General features: G+C 32.8%; 14 protein-coding genes and 1 riboswitch. Of the genes, 8 read left to right on the plus strand and 6 right to left on the minus strand.

Annotation, left to right across the window (positions count from 1 at the left end; translation table 11 throughout):
* Positions 1-98: 98 nt before the first annotated feature.
* Together ACIQ4I_RS00085 and ACIQ4I_RS00090 are read right to left on the minus strand one after the other, a co-directional pair.
* On the minus strand, positions 99-986 hold the full coding sequence (locus ACIQ4I_RS00085; protein ID WP_403091677.1) for a tetratricopeptide repeat protein: 888 nt from the start codon (positions 984-986) through the stop codon (positions 99-101).
* 674 nt (positions 987-1,660) lie between these two features.
* Positions 1,661-2,410 carry a polysaccharide deacetylase family protein gene (locus ACIQ4I_RS00090; protein WP_403091679.1) on the minus strand — a complete coding sequence of 250 codons (750 nt, stop codon included), beginning with the start codon at positions 2,408-2,410 and terminating at the stop codon, positions 1,661-1,663.
* A gap of 331 nt (positions 2,411-2,741) precedes the next feature.
* On the opposite strand from ACIQ4I_RS00090, the gene ACIQ4I_RS00095 reads away from it, so the two are divergent.
* The 3 genes from ACIQ4I_RS00095 (at position 2,742) to ACIQ4I_RS00105 (ending at position 4,991) form a co-directional block, all read left to right on the plus strand.
* Entirely contained in the window at positions 2,742-3,083 is a 342-nt protein-coding gene (locus ACIQ4I_RS00095) for an ATPase (protein WP_403091681.1), read from the plus strand.
* A 387-nt stretch (positions 3,084-3,470) separates the two neighbouring features.
* Positions 3,471-4,037, plus strand: a complete 567-nt coding sequence (locus ACIQ4I_RS00100; protein WP_403091683.1) for an HAD family hydrolase — start codon at positions 3,471-3,473, stop codon at positions 4,035-4,037.
* A 486-nt stretch (positions 4,038-4,523) separates the two neighbouring features.
* Positions 4,524-4,991 carry a hypothetical protein gene (locus ACIQ4I_RS00105; protein ID WP_403091684.1) on the plus strand — a complete coding sequence of 156 codons (468 nt, stop codon included), beginning with the start codon at positions 4,524-4,526 and terminating at the stop codon, positions 4,989-4,991.
* Positions 4,992-5,137: 146 nt separating this feature from the next.
* Here ACIQ4I_RS00105 and ACIQ4I_RS00110 read toward each other — a convergent pair whose 3' ends face one another.
* Positions 5,138-5,605 (minus strand): GNAT family N-acetyltransferase, encoded by a 468-nt coding sequence (locus ACIQ4I_RS00110; RefSeq protein ID WP_403091686.1) that lies wholly within the window; start codon positions 5,603-5,605, stop codon positions 5,138-5,140.
* Between the two features lie 483 nt (positions 5,606-6,088).
* Here ACIQ4I_RS00110 and sstT point away from each other — a divergent pair, with 483 nt between their 5' ends.
* Positions 6,089-7,297, plus strand: coding sequence for a serine/threonine transporter SstT (gene sstT / locus ACIQ4I_RS00115; protein ID WP_403091688.1), 1,209 nt, complete (start codon positions 6,089-6,091; stop codon positions 7,295-7,297).
* Positions 7,298-7,487: 190 nt separating this feature from the next.
* On the opposite strand, the gene ACIQ4I_RS00120 is transcribed toward sstT, so the two are convergent.
* The 3 genes from ACIQ4I_RS00120 to ACIQ4I_RS00130 form a co-directional block, all read right to left on the minus strand.
* On the minus strand, positions 7,488-8,636 hold the full coding sequence (locus ACIQ4I_RS00120; RefSeq protein ID WP_403091690.1) for a PPC domain-containing protein: 1,149 nt from the start codon (positions 8,634-8,636) through the stop codon (positions 7,488-7,490).
* A 296-nt stretch (positions 8,637-8,932) separates the two neighbouring features.
* Entirely contained in the window at positions 8,933-10,711 is a 1,779-nt protein-coding gene (gene thiC / locus ACIQ4I_RS00125) for a phosphomethylpyrimidine synthase ThiC (RefSeq protein WP_403091692.1), read from the minus strand.
* A 129-nt stretch (positions 10,712-10,840) separates the two neighbouring features.
* Positions 10,841-10,955: riboswitch (TPP riboswitch) on the minus strand.
* 241 nt (positions 10,956-11,196) lie between these two features.
* A complete protein-coding gene (locus tag ACIQ4I_RS00130) occupies positions 11,197-11,766 on the minus strand; it encodes a DUF6434 domain-containing protein (protein WP_403091694.1) in 570 nt (189 codons plus the stop codon).
* Positions 11,767-12,157: 391 nt separating this feature from the next.
* On the opposite strand from ACIQ4I_RS00130, the gene ACIQ4I_RS00135 reads away from it, so the two are divergent.
* The 4 genes from ACIQ4I_RS00135 (at position 12,158) to ACIQ4I_RS00150 (ending at position 16,227) form a co-directional block, all read left to right on the plus strand.
* On the plus strand, positions 12,158-12,796 hold the full coding sequence (locus ACIQ4I_RS00135) for a glycerol-3-phosphate responsive antiterminator (RefSeq protein ID WP_403091696.1): 639 nt from the start codon (positions 12,158-12,160) through the stop codon (positions 12,794-12,796).
* A 326-nt stretch (positions 12,797-13,122) separates the two neighbouring features.
* Positions 13,123-14,418 (plus strand): ABC transporter substrate-binding protein, encoded by a 1,296-nt coding sequence (locus ACIQ4I_RS00140; RefSeq protein WP_403091698.1) that lies wholly within the window; start codon positions 13,123-13,125, stop codon positions 14,416-14,418.
* 86 nt (positions 14,419-14,504) lie between these two features.
* Positions 14,505-15,413 (plus strand): carbohydrate ABC transporter permease, encoded by a 909-nt coding sequence (locus ACIQ4I_RS00145; protein ID WP_403091700.1) that lies wholly within the window; start codon positions 14,505-14,507, stop codon positions 15,411-15,413.
* Positions 15,403-16,227 (plus strand): carbohydrate ABC transporter permease, encoded by an 825-nt coding sequence (locus tag ACIQ4I_RS00150; protein ID WP_403091702.1) that lies wholly within the window; start codon positions 15,403-15,405, stop codon positions 16,225-16,227. Before ACIQ4I_RS00145 ends, ACIQ4I_RS00150 begins: the two co-directional genes overlap by 11 nt.
* Position 16,228 lies beyond the last annotated feature (1 nt).

Here is a 16,228-nt window from a genome sequence, read left to right on the forward strand (position 1 = left end):
AGATGCGGTGTGTATAAAAATTGTACCGGATGATTTGGACATCATTGTCCAAGCTAGATATATCAAGGGTTTGTGAAAATTGAAGAGGACTTCTAGATTTAGAAGTCCTCCGTTTCTTTATAAAAAAATATATATGTTTGTGGTACAAAAGAAATAACCTCATTATCTATTTCGCCTTTTCGTTCAAGTATCTTAATCCATTTTTTGTCACTACCAAAATAACCATAGTCGTTTATTCGACTTATATAACGTATCAAAGTTTGGGAAGAATACTCAGAGAAAAGCTCTAGAAAGCGGTTGAGTGTCATGAATCCGTCTTGATAACATTCTTTTAAGAAGGTAGTTAAGAGTTTACCCATTTTCCTAGACATCTCGATTGCATGCTCATCACCGAGCATAAGGAGAACCGTCCCATTTTGTTCTTTCATGATCAATTGGTCTGGCGTTACATTTTCTAAACAATCCTCGATCTCTACTTGACTACATTGTCGTTTACGACCGTTTTCAATGACCACATTTGTTTCGTAATGGGCCACTAAGGCTTCATAAACCTCATCCAGAGAACGTCCCTCTGTTTCAATGTCAAAGTCTTCATATTGCTTTGCAGATTCAATACTTTCTTCAAGAATTTTTCCAGCACAAATCCCGATATACATATTAGCCTTCATCTCTTGTGCTTCTTCCAAAGGGAAAGAGCATCTTGGGGAATCATGTACCTCTAATGCCTTTTCAAATTGATGGATTGCACGCAGATATTGTCTTAACTCCATTAGAAAGAAACCATAACGATAAAAGGCTTCTGCATTGTTTCGGTCAAGTTTTAGAGTCTCTTGAAATTGTTTTGAAAGCTCTCGTTCACGGCTATTCAAAAAAGGCTTTTTAGTCAAAAGATCTCCATGTTTGCGTCTTTCTCTTAACCATTCATTCTTTGTATTATGTAAATCTGCCATGTCTCTATGTGTAACAGGTGGTTGGAATTCCTTCATCGTCTTGCCTCCCATATAATTTACGAATTGAAAAAGTTGTTATTAAATATTTTATCTAATCGATTTTATAAATAGAAGTAAAAGTTCATGTCGTTTAATAGATTAGTTATGTCTAACAGTAATTAAATAGAACAAACGAATATTCGCTATAATCTATTTTAGACAGTCGGTCTCTAGCGTGGTTGGCTCACTACCGAGGGGTACCATGACAGTATATGAAGTAGCATTAATGTTTGCAATAGCATTTGCTGCATTAATTGTGTCGATAATCTCATTTAAAAACCATAAAAAAATAACCCATCCTTGAGTTAGCAGCTCGATGGGTTATTTTAACCTTATAACAGCCAATTCCCTTAATGGGGACTAACTATCTTAATGACCGTCCGATGCTATCATATCGGCGGTCTTTTTAGTTTATGCTTTTGGTTGAGGACTGTATTTTTAAATATATAAGAATTATTCATTTTAAACAATAGGGGAGAAAGATACAGGTATACAATAAATTAGCATGAGATATAATTCCCGAAGCGATTATCCAGGATAAAAAAAGCTATGAATAATTAAAAAAACTTACGGAACATTTAGTATCGATTAAAGTTAAGATGCAAGAAGCAAGCGCTTGAATTTTAAGAGCAAGAATCCTTTAAGTAGGCTAATGGTATTTACAAATAGTCTTATTTTATCCCCTTAATCTCTTTTTTTGACATTTCTTGTTCTTTTAAAAGCTCCGAAATAGTTACAAATTTATAGCCTTTTTTTTGAAGCTCGGGTAAAATTTTTTCTAAAGCTTTAACGGTTTGTTTTCTATCACTCCCACCATCATGAAAAAGAATTACATCCCCAGGCTTTGTTCCTTTTAACACAGTATTAACAATCTTATTAACTCCTGGATCGTCCCAATCTCTTGTATCTTGATGCCAAGACCACATCACTACTTTATATCCCTCTTTAACAACTTCATTAACTAAACCATCTGTATATCTGCCCTCAACTGGACGAAATAATGTTGGAGTGAAACCTGTTATACTATAAATTGTCTCATTCGTTTTTTTAATTTCCTTTAATATTTGTGACACACTACCTTTAAGAGGGTGAGTATAGGTATGATTTGCTAATTCATGTCCTTCTTCGTACATCCTTAAAACCACTTGAGGGCTCTTTTCTGCATTTTTACCAAGAATAAAAAATGTTGCCTTTGCATCATACTTTGATAATAAATCTAAAATTTCAGCAGTGTAAGTTGGATGAGGTCCATCATCAAAGGTCAGAGCAACAATCTTTTTTTTCGTTTTAATATCCCAAACAATATATCCAGCTTCTTCGTAATACTTCCTTCCTTTATCTGCCAAAGTACTTTTTATAAGAAAGAAAAAAGAAACAAATAAAATACAAATGGTGAATACAAAAATATATTTACTTTTCAATTCTTCACTTCCTGTAAAAATTATTTTTAGATATATTACTGTATTATTTTCTACGGAAAATAACCATTTATGCTCTAAAAAATAAATTTGAATTGAACTTTAAATTATTAGAGTCTTTCCGATTTCGTTGTATATATGTTTCTACACATCGTCTACGTATTGTGCAAGAAAAGCTTGCTTTTGATAAGTTTGTTTTCTGTTATTTCAATCCCCTTTTCTTAATTATTTTTTTGAAGTTGATTAATATAACTAGAGAACCTAACTGCGTACTGAATACTATAAAAATGGAATCTGCAGATTATCAATCTTTAATTGAAGGAGGTGAAATTATATGCCTTTAACTACTGGTCCAATTGAGAATACAGGAAATCAACCAGCTAATGCATCTAGCGTTCAGATCAAAGTTCTTAACCTTACTGGAGGTTTACTAACTGGAGTAGTTAGAGTTTTTAAACTCAACGGTACTAGACAATTACTTTCAACTACTCCTTTTGCCGCAGCTTCTAATGCCTCGACTTTCGTAACACCTAGTGTAAGCGGTACGTTTCAATATGAAGTTGAAATTGTTCCGAATCAAACTGGTGGAATATATAGTGTTTACGGAAGAACAGCTGGAGGTACTATCATTACTGCCCAAAGATTTGTAAACTCAGAATTAACTTCGATTCTTTAACTAACAAACAGTTCTAAAATGCTAAAATGGAAAAGCCTTATACTAGTTAAAAGGCTTTTCCTCATTAGCCATTTACTATTTTATACGAACCTCTTATTGTTCAGTAAACTAATCCAACTGATGTTTTATTTCATCGACATTAGTTACATTAAACAGATAGATATGTTCCAATAAATCATACTGAATCTAAAACAGCATATAACCTCTTATGGTGCATAGCTGTATTACAAAATATTAAAAATAACGCTAGTCAGACTGCATTTGTTGCACTTCATTCTGCTATTGTTCAAAAAGTTTAATCTGAACTAGCTAGAGGAATTCTGTATTTTTTCGCTGCAAAAAAATGTTTCGTACGTAAATATTATAAATGATGAGGAGGGCATACATATGGAAAGCATAATTTTCGATTTAGATGGAACTATTTGGGATTCTATAGATGCTGTGCTACTGGCATGGAATAGCATAATTGAAGAAAATAAGCAGGTAGAAAAGAAGTTAACAAGAAGAGACTTCGAAGGTACTATGGGACTTCAAATGGACGACATAAGTAGAAAGTTATTTCCAAAATTAGATTTAAACACTCGAACACAAATAATTAAACAGTGCTTTGAGATTGAAGGTAAATATATAGAGGAACACGGTGGAATTCTTTTTGAAAATGTGGAAGATGTACTATATAACCTTTCAAAGAAATATAAACTTTTTATCGTTAGTAATTGTCAACAGGGTTATATTGAGGGGTTTTTTCGGTATCATAAACTTGAAAGTTACTTTTTAGATTATGAAAACCCCGATAGAACAGGACTTACAAAAGGAGAGAATATCAAATTAATCATTGAAAGAAACAACCTTTCAAAACCTGTTTATGTTGGTGACACAGAGGGCGATCTGAAGGCGTCTAGGTATGCGGGTATCCCTTTTGTTTACGCGCAAAGTACGGTTTTGGGAATGTAATTGAATATGATCACGTAATAGAGAAATTCGATGATCTTTTAGGCTTGTTTTAAAAACAGTCATTTAAAAGCCATAAAAAATAACCCATTTTTGAGTTAAAGGCTCAGATAGGTTATATATTCCATTACAGCCAATCCCCTTGAGGGAACCAACTATCTAATTGACCGTTCGATTCGACAACATCGGCGGTCTTTTTATTTTATGCTTTTGATAGTTATAGTATACGTGAAGAGGGAATCATAGAGGTCATTATAGATATGTCCCTGGCACTTGATCAATTAAAAAGCATAAAATGCCTATTGAAAGTGCCTATTTAGTATCAAATCACCCAAAAATTAATGTTAAGCGGTAGCACAAAGCGTTCTATCTCAAATATAGTGCCTAACAAGGGCTTTGGAAATAATTTTAGAATAAAAGTATAAAATAAAAGAAAAGAAGTAATCAGATTTATAGAATAGTTAACTTTAAGAAGGAGAGGTGGAACGAATGAAATATAAAATAATAGTGAGAGTTTATGTTTCGATGTTTATTTTAGCGAATATAATGTTTCTCGTAATTGAAGGAAATAAAGATGGATTTAGAAAATCGTTCTTAGTATATGGTAGTGAAATAACAGAAGCTCAATTTATTCAACTCAATCAATTAGATATTGCAACTACATTTATAGAATATGTCATCATCACGCTTATACTTATAGGTGCTACTTTCACTATAATTCAAAAGCGTGAAAATAATTTTAAACGTTTTATATTATTTAATGGATTGGCTTGTATGTTATTTTATACCGTAGGAATTTTGTTAGCGAAGATGGAAGTAGCTCCAATTGGAAATTTAACTCAACAATTAATATTGCCTATATATATCCTATTTTTCTTATGGATATATAGTGTAGTTCAATTTTCATTTAAAAAGAGAAAAATAGAGAATCATTATAAAAAAATAACCCATCCTTGAGTGCAGCTCGAATGGGTTATCTGTACCTATTAGCCAATCCCCTTGAGGGAACCAACTATACCAACTATCTATTGACCGTTCGGCGTACTGACATCGGCGGTCTTTTTTATTTATGCTTTTAATAGTTTTAGTATAAGAGGGGATTGTTAGTAATTTAAGTTCTTGTCTTTCTCCCAAACCATGACTTTCTCTCCATTCTCATCAAGCTCCCCATTAAAACGAAAGCCGTGAGATTTATAGAGATGAATGGCGCCTTGATTATTTTCGTATACACTTAGATAAATTTTATTACAGTTATATTTTTTTATGAGAAACTGCATTAGCTCTTTAAGAAAAACATGCCCATATCCCTTTCCTTGGTGGTGATAATCGATCAGATAACGATCTAGCCATATTCGGCTACCTTCTAGTTGGTCGGGAAATTTACCATACATTGCAAAGCCAATTGGCATATTGTCCAGATACAAGCCCACTGGTACAAAGTTTTCTACTTCTTCAGCTTCTTCTAAGCACTCAGCAGGTGATTCGATAAACCCTTCCTGTGAATCAGCAATTTGCAATGCTAGTATTTCATTTTTATTGGCGGATGTAATGTCACGAATTTCCGTGAACATAATTTCAAAACCCTTCTTTTTTAGTATCTATATTCACTCTAAACTATATTGTTACCGTATAGTCAAGGGAGAACACTTCGATTATTAGTGTAGAAGGGGAATAGAAGAAGTCTATTCATTTTAACAGTTACCATTTTAATAGATGTGTTATCCATCTAAATATTATGCTTTTACTAACTTTAGTTGAGGAAAATGTTGTTGTTTTTCCATGGAAGTTAAATTTCAGGTCTAACATTCATTTAATGTTCTTATTTACTAATAACTTGATAGAAATTGTATCTATAAGCTAGAACATTAACTCACTAACCTTATAGCTTCGTTCTGAAATTAGTAAAATAAGACATAAATAAACAGTGTTATTTTAAAAATTATTGTCGCAATTCTAAAATTTCATGATAAAATGTACTTTATAGAAATACAAAGTGTTTTCTTGGGTGGAAATCAGCGCGTTTTTTGCATCAGGGGCACAGAAGGGGAAACATTATGAAGAATATTATGAAAAAGTGGAATGCTATTAGTCTAGTTAATCGTATTATTATCGGTATTATCATCGGCGTCATCGTGGCACTCGTATTCCCAAAAGCAGCATGGATTCCAATGCTGGGTACATTATTTGTTGGTGCGTTAAAGGCAGTTGCGCCTATACTTGTTTTTTTACTCGTTATGAATGCAATTGCAGGTCATGAAAGTGGCAAAAAAACGAATATGAAAACGATAATTGTACTTTATGGTATTGGTACATTTTTATCAGGATGTGTAGCAGTCATTGCGACAACAATCTTCCCAGTTCAATTAACATTAAAGGAAAGTACAAGTGAACTAAAACCTCCTGGTAGTGTTTGGGAAGTAATTCAAAAACTTCTTGAAAATATCGTTTCAAATCCAGTAGATGCATTAATGCATGCTAACTATATAGGTATCTTAGCTTGGGCACTTGTATTAGGGGTAGCACTTAAGCAAGCAAGCGATTCAACTAAAGGTGTGCTATTAAACTTTTCAGATGCTATCTCAAAGGTTGTACAATGGGTTATTAATCTAGCACCGATTGGTATTATCGGTATCGTGTATGATACCATCGTAACGAACGGCTTATCATCATTACTAAAATATGGACAACTACTTATTATATTAGTAGGATGTATGGTATTTATCGCTTTAGTGGTAAATCCATTAATCGTCTTTATTGCAGCACGCAGAAATCCATATCCACTTGTGTTAACAGCATTAAAAGAAAGTGGGATTACAGCATTCTTCACTCGTAGCTCTGCCGCGAATATCCCAGTGAATATTAAGCTTTGTGAAAAATTAGGTTTAGATAAAGATACATATGCTGTATCAATTCCATTAGGCTCTACGATTAATATGGGGGGTGCAGCTGTTACGATTTCCGTATTGACATTAGCAGCAGCACATACGTTAAATATTAATATTGATATTCCAACAGCCATTATTTTAATGGTTGTATCAGCAGTTTCTGCAGCAGGTGCTTCAGGTGTTGCGGGTGGCTCATTACTATTAATTCCACTAGCATGTAGCTTATTCGGAATTCCAAACGAAGTTGCAATGCAAGTCGTTGCGATCGGCTTTATCATTGGGGTCGTTCAAGACTCTTGTGAAACAGCACTTAACTCTTCATCAGACGTAGTTTTCACAGCAGCAGCACAATATGCGAATGAACGTAAAAATAAATAAGATCTAAAATGCTATTTAAGATTGACCATTGTATAAGATTTAATCTATACAGATAACTTCTTTTCAAACATAAAAATACCCATTAGTGACTTAGTAGCACTGATGGGTATTTTGTTATTGCCGATTTTTCATCGTTTATTCTGTTCTTTACAAAAATATTTAAAATCGAGAAAGCTGAATACTATATGTTCTATTTTGTAACAATCACATTATAAGGCTTGGACCGATCACCAGAATTATGAGTAACATTAATATAATAAGTTCCTTTAGATAATTTTTGATTGAATGATGTGTAACCAGTAGCATTATTACTACTATCCGAATAAATGTAATTTATCTCTTTACCATTTGAATCATACAATTGAAGTTTTCTTTTTGAACCAGTGATATTAGAAATATTTACTTTGTATGTTGCCTTAGATGTAATATCTATTTTATAGTAATCTTTCGAATCCATATATTGTAGAAACCAGCCTTTATACGTATAGTTCAGCTGAATTGAATTTGCTGTTGCTAATGTGTTATTCGGTTCAGTTTCTACGTAATTATTTGCATTAAAAGTAGCTTCAAAATTATATTCTTTGTTGTAACTATTTGAATAATTTTCTATTTTCACATAATATGATCCTGCAGGTAAGCCGGATCCGAATTTTGTAAAACCATTGGCATTGCTAGAATTATCGGTATAGCTATAATCAATTTTATCGCCATTTGAATTTAATAAAGTGACTTTCCATTTTGCACCTGATAAATTGCTTAGATTTATATATACTTCTCCATTTTCAGAAGTAGAAAATGAATAATAATCAGCTTTATCGTAAGAAGATCTATGGATTAATCCTGTATAGGTTGTTGATACTTCAATGGGATCAGCCTTTTCTAAAGTATCATTATTTTCCGTTTCATAATTGGGAGATGGAGACGTTGTTACATTTAGTTTATATTCCTTGTTCAAAGTATTCGAATAACTTTCTACTTTAATAAAATAAGTACCTTTCGGTAAACCCATAATTAAACTGTTAAATCCTGTTGCAGAAGAATCATAGTTCGTAAACTCATAACTCATTGTATTTCCAGTTTGATCTAATAAGGAAAACTTCCATTTTGTCCCTGACAAATTGCTTAAATTTATGGTTACTTTGCCATCTTCGTTAGTTGTAAATTGATAATATCTTACTTTTTCTACTTTATTCAAATTATCAGTATACGTTTTATTCGTTTCAATCCTTACAGAAGTCGCTAAAGTATTAGCTGATGCTGTAAAATCCCCACTCAATAATAGACCAAAATACAAAGAAAACATAAAAAATAAATAATAAAAGTACTTCTTTCCGCTCATGCACCACACTCCATTCTAAATTAATCCTTGACATACTATGTAACTGAAGTCATGCATATGCTTATTTTCTAGATACCTTATATCTATATCAATACATTATTAAGAAGTAAAAAATTATGATTAAAGGGGATGAGCCTGTGGGGGATACCGTAAAGTTTTTCCTTCGGAGTAACGTGGATTTTTTGTTACATCTATTACAATCAATAAAGCAGCTGGAAAGAAAAATCATTTTTCTTATCCAACTGCTCTTTTTTTCTTTATTAACTACCCATTATTTATTGAATAGTGTAGTTATTTTATTTGTAAATTTGACTTCCTTGATGACGAAATTCAGAAGCTTTATCTTTCAAACCTTCTCCAATTATATCATCAATAACAAGTTTTTTGTCTTTTGCTAAATTTCGAATATCTTGTGAAATACGCATACTGCAGAATTTTGGTCCACACATAGAACAGAAATGTGCAGTTTTCGCACCTTCAGCTGGTAATGTTTCATCATGGTATTCTAAAGCTCTTTCAGGATCGAGCGATAAGTTAAATTGGTCTTTCCACCGGAATTCAAAGCGAGCTTTTGACAAGGCATCATCTCGTTGTTGGGCACCTTTATGACCTTTTGCTAAGTCAGCAGCATGTGCAGCAATTTTGTACGTGATAACACCAGTTCGTACATCCTCTTTATTTGGTAATCCTAGATGTTCTTTTGGTGTTACATAGCATAACATTGCTGTACCAAACCATCCAATCATCGCAGCACCAATTGCAGAAGTGATGTGGTCATATCCAGGTGCAATATCAGTTGTAAGCGGTCCTAGTGTATAAAATGGTGCATCTTGGCAGATCTCCATTTGTTTATCTACATTTTCTTTAATCAAATGCATCGGAATATGTCCTGGACCTTCAATCATGACCTGTACATCATGTTTCCAAGCAATCTTGGTCAATTCTCCTAAAGTTTCAAGTTCAGAAAATTGTGCAGCATCATTAGCATCTGCGATGGATCCTGGACGCAAACCATCTCCTAACGAAAAGGTAATATCATAGGACTTCATAATTTCACAAATTTCCTCAAAATGAGTATATAAAAAGTTTTCTTCATGATGTGCTAAACACCATTGTGCAAGGATTGAACCCCCGCGAGATACAATCCCAGTCATTCTATTAACTGTTAATGGAATATAACTTAAAAGTACACCTGCGTGAATCGTAAAATAATCGACACCTTGTTCTGCTTGTTCAATCAAGGTATCCTTATATACTTCCCAGGTTAAATCTTCTGCAATCCCACCAACTTTTTCTAAAGCTTGATAAATAGGGACTGTTCCAACAGGTACTGGTGAATTTCTAATAATCCATTCTCTAGTCACATGAATGTTCTTACCTGTAGAAAGATCCATAATTGTATCGGCACCCCAGCGAGTTGCCCATGTCATCTTTTCAACTTCATCTTTGATAGAAGAAGACACAGCTGAATTTCCAATATTTGCATTGATTTTTACATGGAAATTCCGTCCTATAATCATAGGTTCAATTTCAGGATGATTAATATTAGCAGGTATAATTGCTCTACCTTCTGCAACTTCTTTACGAATAAATTCAGGTTCTACATTTTCTCGTATCGCAATAAACTCCATTTCAGGTGTGATGAATCCATTTCGTGCATAGTGAAGCTGTGTAACATTTTTTCCTTTTTGAGCACGTAATGGGCGGGAATTGATGTATGGGAATTGCTCTATAGAGTTAGAACTATTTTCTTTTTTGTAACCATTATCTTCAGGTCTCATACTTCTGCCTGTATATTCCTCTACATCATTTCTTTCTAAAATCCAATCTCTGCGAAGGGGAGGAAGACCCTCTCGAATGTTGATAGTGCGATGTTCATCTGTATAAGGGCCACTAGTGTCATAGATACGTACTGGGGGATTTTCAGTAACGCCATTAGCATCATTAGTTGGAGTTAAAGTAATTTCACGCATGGGTACCTTAATATCAGGACGTGTTCCTTCTACATATACTTTACGACTACCAGAAAAATTGGACATAACTGCAAAATTCATTTCTTCATTTGTTTTGTTCATCTTGTCTATCCTCTTTTCTAATTGATAATAGGGACAGATCTGTTTCACAGCAAATATCAGTAAAGAAAAAAACCAGGTCCATTATTAAAAATGGACCTGGCGATATAAACATAGATAATCTATCTTCTTTGCTCAGTGATGTAACATCCCCACGCTGGTATGAACCAGATCAGGTCCCGAGGGTTAAGAAACGTCAACGTGTTTCTCTCTCAGCCCAACTCAATGGACACCCCTTGTTATCAATATAAAATTTTTATAACCATATTATAGGGAAATAAGTAAAGAAAGTAAATACATAAAAAGGAATTAATAAAAAATTGATAGGTTATTTAATTTTAAACCAGATTATTAATATATTTATTCTAATAGAAAACATTCAATATCTCCTGATGAACGAGATAAACTGAAATTGGCAACAAAAGCGAGTTTCTGGTTGTCAAAAGTCAAATTACGTTCAAGTAGAAATGTTAAGGGGACCTAAAAAGTTAATTATTAGGCTCGTATTTATTACTTCCAGGAAGTTTCTTAATGTTATTCCACGCTTCAATTGCTTCTTGACGACTTTTTCCTTGGTTTTTTGGATTAGCAAAAAAGTCACGAATGAATTGATTGTATTCAAATTGGGGAGCAATCTTTTTCTTGTATGTAGGGTCTTTCTTTAACTCTTCTTCCGTATACCAAGCATTTACAGCATCACGATACGTTTTTCCAATGTTGTTTTTAAAGTAATTTTGGATATATGTAGAAAAATGAAAATTAGGAATAACTGTCTTGAAAAAGGCTCTTACATCTTGACTACATCGATGGTTTTCCATAATGACTGTATCAAGACTTAAATCTGTTTGAGGTTCTGCCTTCTTATTTACCTTTGATTTTCTAATTGGCTTTTTAATTTCTCCTGTTCGAAGAAATGTTTCAATTCGATCGGTAATTTCTATTTTTGAACCAGAAGCACTTATTCCATTTTTTCTGCAAAAAGTTTGTAATTCTTCTTTTAACCAATAAAAGTCTTTAAAACTTTGCACACTAATTTCTTTTGTTAGAGTAGGCCTCACTAAAAACACCTCCATATGTATTTAATTTCATTATAGAACATTTGTTCTTTTGTAGCAAAAATAATCCTATTCAACAATAACAAACCGAAAAATATATAAGGAGATTTTTTGCCTTCTTAAAGAAATATGTATTACCTTTTATTTACATGGTGAAATTTATTATGATACACCAAACAAATGGGCCTTGTGGTTGATAATATTTGCATGCTGCGCGCTTGTTAGTGCAGTTATTAATTATCAGTTTATTTAAATTTGTTTACCGTATGTAGAAAATGTGCTGTAATGTAATATATATACAATAGAACCATTCTTTAATAAGATTGTTAATAATAAAATTGTCCTTGATGAATTTTAGGAGGATGATTGTTCGTTTTTATAGGAAATTATCATCTTGCGAACCTTAAGTGTGAAAGAGAGGGAATTATCCGTGAAAACAAATAATAGGGGACAGGTCTTACTAGAAAGATTAGAAAAATATAAAATGGTTGCTGCTATTAAGGACATCAAGAATATAGAGCGAGCAATCAAGTATAAAGAAAACCTTAGTGCAGTATTGTTAATGACAGGTTCTATATTAACTGTTAAAAGATACGTCGACCATATTCAATCTGAAGGACTACCAGTTATTTTGCATGTTGATAAAATAGGTGGACTAGAGATGGATCACGATGGAATTGACTTTATAAATAAGAGTGTTCGTCCATTTGCAATAGTTACAACGAAGAGTGGGGTTATAAAAAGGGCAAAATCCAGTGGAATTCTGGTTATTCAGCGAATTTTTTTAATAGATACCGATGTTTATATGAACTTAGTGAAAGATGTTAGTCAAATTCGCTCAGATATAATTGAGGTTATGCCGAGTCGAGCCCCAGACTTTATAAATAAATTGACGAAAGTATTACCTGTACCTATTATCACAGGTGGATTATTAAACTTACCTCAACATGCAAGGGAAGCACTTGATAATGGCGCTCTTGCGATTACTACATCAAACTCAGAATTGTGGAAAATAGATATGAATGGTGTTTGACCCAAAAATTTACATATAATTTATACTTAATTTATTTGTAATTAATAAAAAACATATATAGTAAAAGTGTAAAGTGAATAGCAAAAAGGCGCGAGTAGAGAGACCTCAAATAATGTATTTAATACATTTTATTTGAGGTCTTTTTATTTTGTTATGCGTAGTGCTAATGGAGGTGACTATATTACATATTATCAATTAATAGGTGATTGGAAACGTAGCTTTAAGGTCTTAAATAAGATGAGTTTTTAGTTAGTACTCAATGTTTGTAGTCAAACTTAACTGTTTTCTGAAATGGTAAGTAAGTCTAATTTAATAGGAGGAACATAATGAAATCATTCTTAAAATTAGTTAGCTTATTTGTATTCGTATTAATCTTAACAGCATGTCAAAGTTCTGAAACAACTAAATCCAATAGTGGAAATGGTAAAAAAACAGTAATTGAGTACTGGCATGTAAATGCAGAGACTCAAGGTGGAAAAGCAGTGGATGAGTTAGTTAAAGAATTTAATGCACAAAGTGATACTACAGAAGTTGTAGCTAAATATAACCCAGATATGTATAAAGGTTTAATGCAAAACTTACAAGCTGAAGTAGCAGCAGGAAAAACTCCAGCTGTTGTACAGGTAGGGTGGTCGTTTTTAGATTATTTTTCAAATAATTTTAATTATGTATCTCCTCAAGACGTAATAGATAAAAATTATCCAGAAGATAAAACGTTTTTACAAGATCATTTTTTAGAAAATGTTATGAATTTAGCAAAAAATTCGGATGGTAAACAAGTGGGTGTTCCATATTCGTTAAGTAGCCCAGTACTTTATATTAATAGAGATTTATTAGAGAAAGCTGGACTGGATAAAAATGGACCAAAAACATGGGAAGAAGTAAAAGAGTTTTCGAAAGTAATTAAAGAAAAAACGGGTAAATACGGTTTTTATTTTCAAGAGCCAGCGGATAACTGGGCAACTCAAGCGTTACTTGAAAGTAATGGAGCTCAAATGATAACAGATGGTAAGGCAACATTTGCTTCAAAAGAAGGGATCGAAGCTTATCAATTATTGGCTGATATGATTCTAAAAGATAAATCAGCAGTTCATTTGTCTTGGGATCAAGGTGTGCAAAGTTTTATCGATGGTAACGTAGCAATGGCGTATACAACAATTGCACAGCGTTCAAATATTCAAGATAATTCAAAGTTTGATGTAGCTACTATAAAATCGCCAGCATGGAATGGAAAAAAAGTTAGATTACCAGCAGGTGGGGCAATGCTTGCTATTACAGCAAAGGAAGAAAGCCAACAAAAATCTGCATGGGAATTTATGAAATATCTATATAGCGTGGAATCAATGGCTAAGTGGACTAAAGGAACAGGATATGTACCTCCGCGCAAGGAAGTTGCAGGAGCAGAAAATGGGCTTAAAACATATTTAGAAGAAAATAAAATGATGCAAGCAGCAGTAGAGCAAATGGATGGAGTTGTCCCATGGACATCGTTCCCTGGAGATGCAGGTTTACAAGCAGAACAGACATTATTAGATGTTCGTGATGAAATTCTTGGTGGCAAAATTTCTGTAGAAAAAGGGTTGTCTTCTACTCAGGAAACTATTAATGACTTGTTAAAGTAACGTTTAAGTAATTGTTCATATGAACCAGTATCCATAGAAATACTGGTTCATAATTACCCTGTTACAAATGTGGAGGACAAAAAAATATGAGCACTTTATCGGCCGTAAAACCAAAAGTAATAAAAGAAAACTGGAAAGCTTATTGCTTGTTATTACCGTCAATAATTATATTTGCATTATTTATGTTTTGGCCATTTATATACACCGTTTATTTAAGCTTTTTTGAGTGGAACATGATCAGCCCAACAAAAAAATTTGTAGGTTTTCAAAATTATATCGATGTGTTATCTGATCCAAAAACTTATAAAGTTTTTGGAAATACATTTATTTATATTGCCATATTACTGGTATTAAATTGTATCATTCCATATATCTTCTCTTATGTAATTGATATAGTGCTAAAAAGATATAAAGGATTTTATAAAAGTGCAATATTTTTGCCAGCGTTTATATCATTGGTAGTAGGATCGATATTATTTACTTGGATACTAAATCCAGTATCAGGGCCCGTTGCGATTATCTTAGGATGGTTTGGTTTAGAAATGCCGATTTGGAGTAAAACAGATGGATGGGTCATAGTAGTTTTAAGTTTAATCACATCTTGGAAAGTATTTGGTTATAACTTTATTGTACTTTATGCATCAATAAATGGTATTTCAAAAGAGTTAATAGAAGCAGCAAGATTAGATAACGTTCCATTATGGAGAATATTTATTAATATTGTTTTACCAATGAGTAGTGCCACTGGTATATACGTGCTTATTATTACAATTGTTCAAGGATTACAGTACGTATTTACACCAATTAAAGTTATCACACAAGGTGGCCCAAATTATGCTAGCTCTAACGCTATTTATCAAACATATCACGAAGTTTTTGTACTGTATAGAACCGGACATTCTGCTGCATTATCAATTTTAACTATGGTCATATTCATAGTGTTGTTGATAATTGAATTTAAGTTTGTTGAGAAGGGTGTTTATTATGAAAATTAAACACTCTGTATCGATACCTTGGCATGTTATTTTTATCTTTACAGTACTTTTACTTGTATTTCCAGTGATCTTTGCAATAGGGAATTCATTTAAATCATTAGACGAGGCGTATAGTAGCGTTTTAAACATAATTCCTTTAAATCCAACATTTGAGAACTATAAAACTTTTTTTGAGAGTTTACCTGCGTTAAAAATTACGATAAATACGTTTATTATAGCCTTCGTTGTTACGTTCTTTAAGGTAGTTACATCTTTTTTATCAGCGTATGCTTTCGTTTACTTTCAATTTAAAGGGAAAAATGTTCTGTATTTTATATTAATAAGTACAATATTTATTCCATTTACTGTAACAATGATTCCAAATTATTTGATTATATCAGATTTGGGGTTAAGTGATAAGTTATGGGGAGTTATTTTACCTCAACTTGCAGATGCTGTAGGTATTCTTCTCATTAGACAATCTATGAAAACAATTCCGTTCTCATTAATTGAGGTAGCTAGATTGGATAATATGGGACATGGACAAATTATGAAAGATATCGTTCTTCCATTAGTCAGACCCGCTGTCACATCAACGGGTATCTGGTTCTTTATAAATTCATGGAACGAATATGTTTGGCCAGTGTTAATTCTAAAAAGTACAGAAAATTATACATTGCCTTTGGCTTTGCAAATGTTCATAAGTTCAGAGGGCGGAACTAATTTTACTGTCGCGATGGCAGTATCAGTTCTAACTATGATTGTCCCTCTAGCTTTATATATCGTTTTCCAAAAGTATATTATCGGTACGTTCACTACTTCAGGAATTAAGTAAT

The sequence above is a fragment of the Rummeliibacillus sp. NPDC094406 genome (assembly GCF_044763875.1).
In the GTDB taxonomy this organism is placed as follows: domain Bacteria; phylum Bacillota; class Bacilli; order Bacillales_A; family Planococcaceae; genus Rummeliibacillus.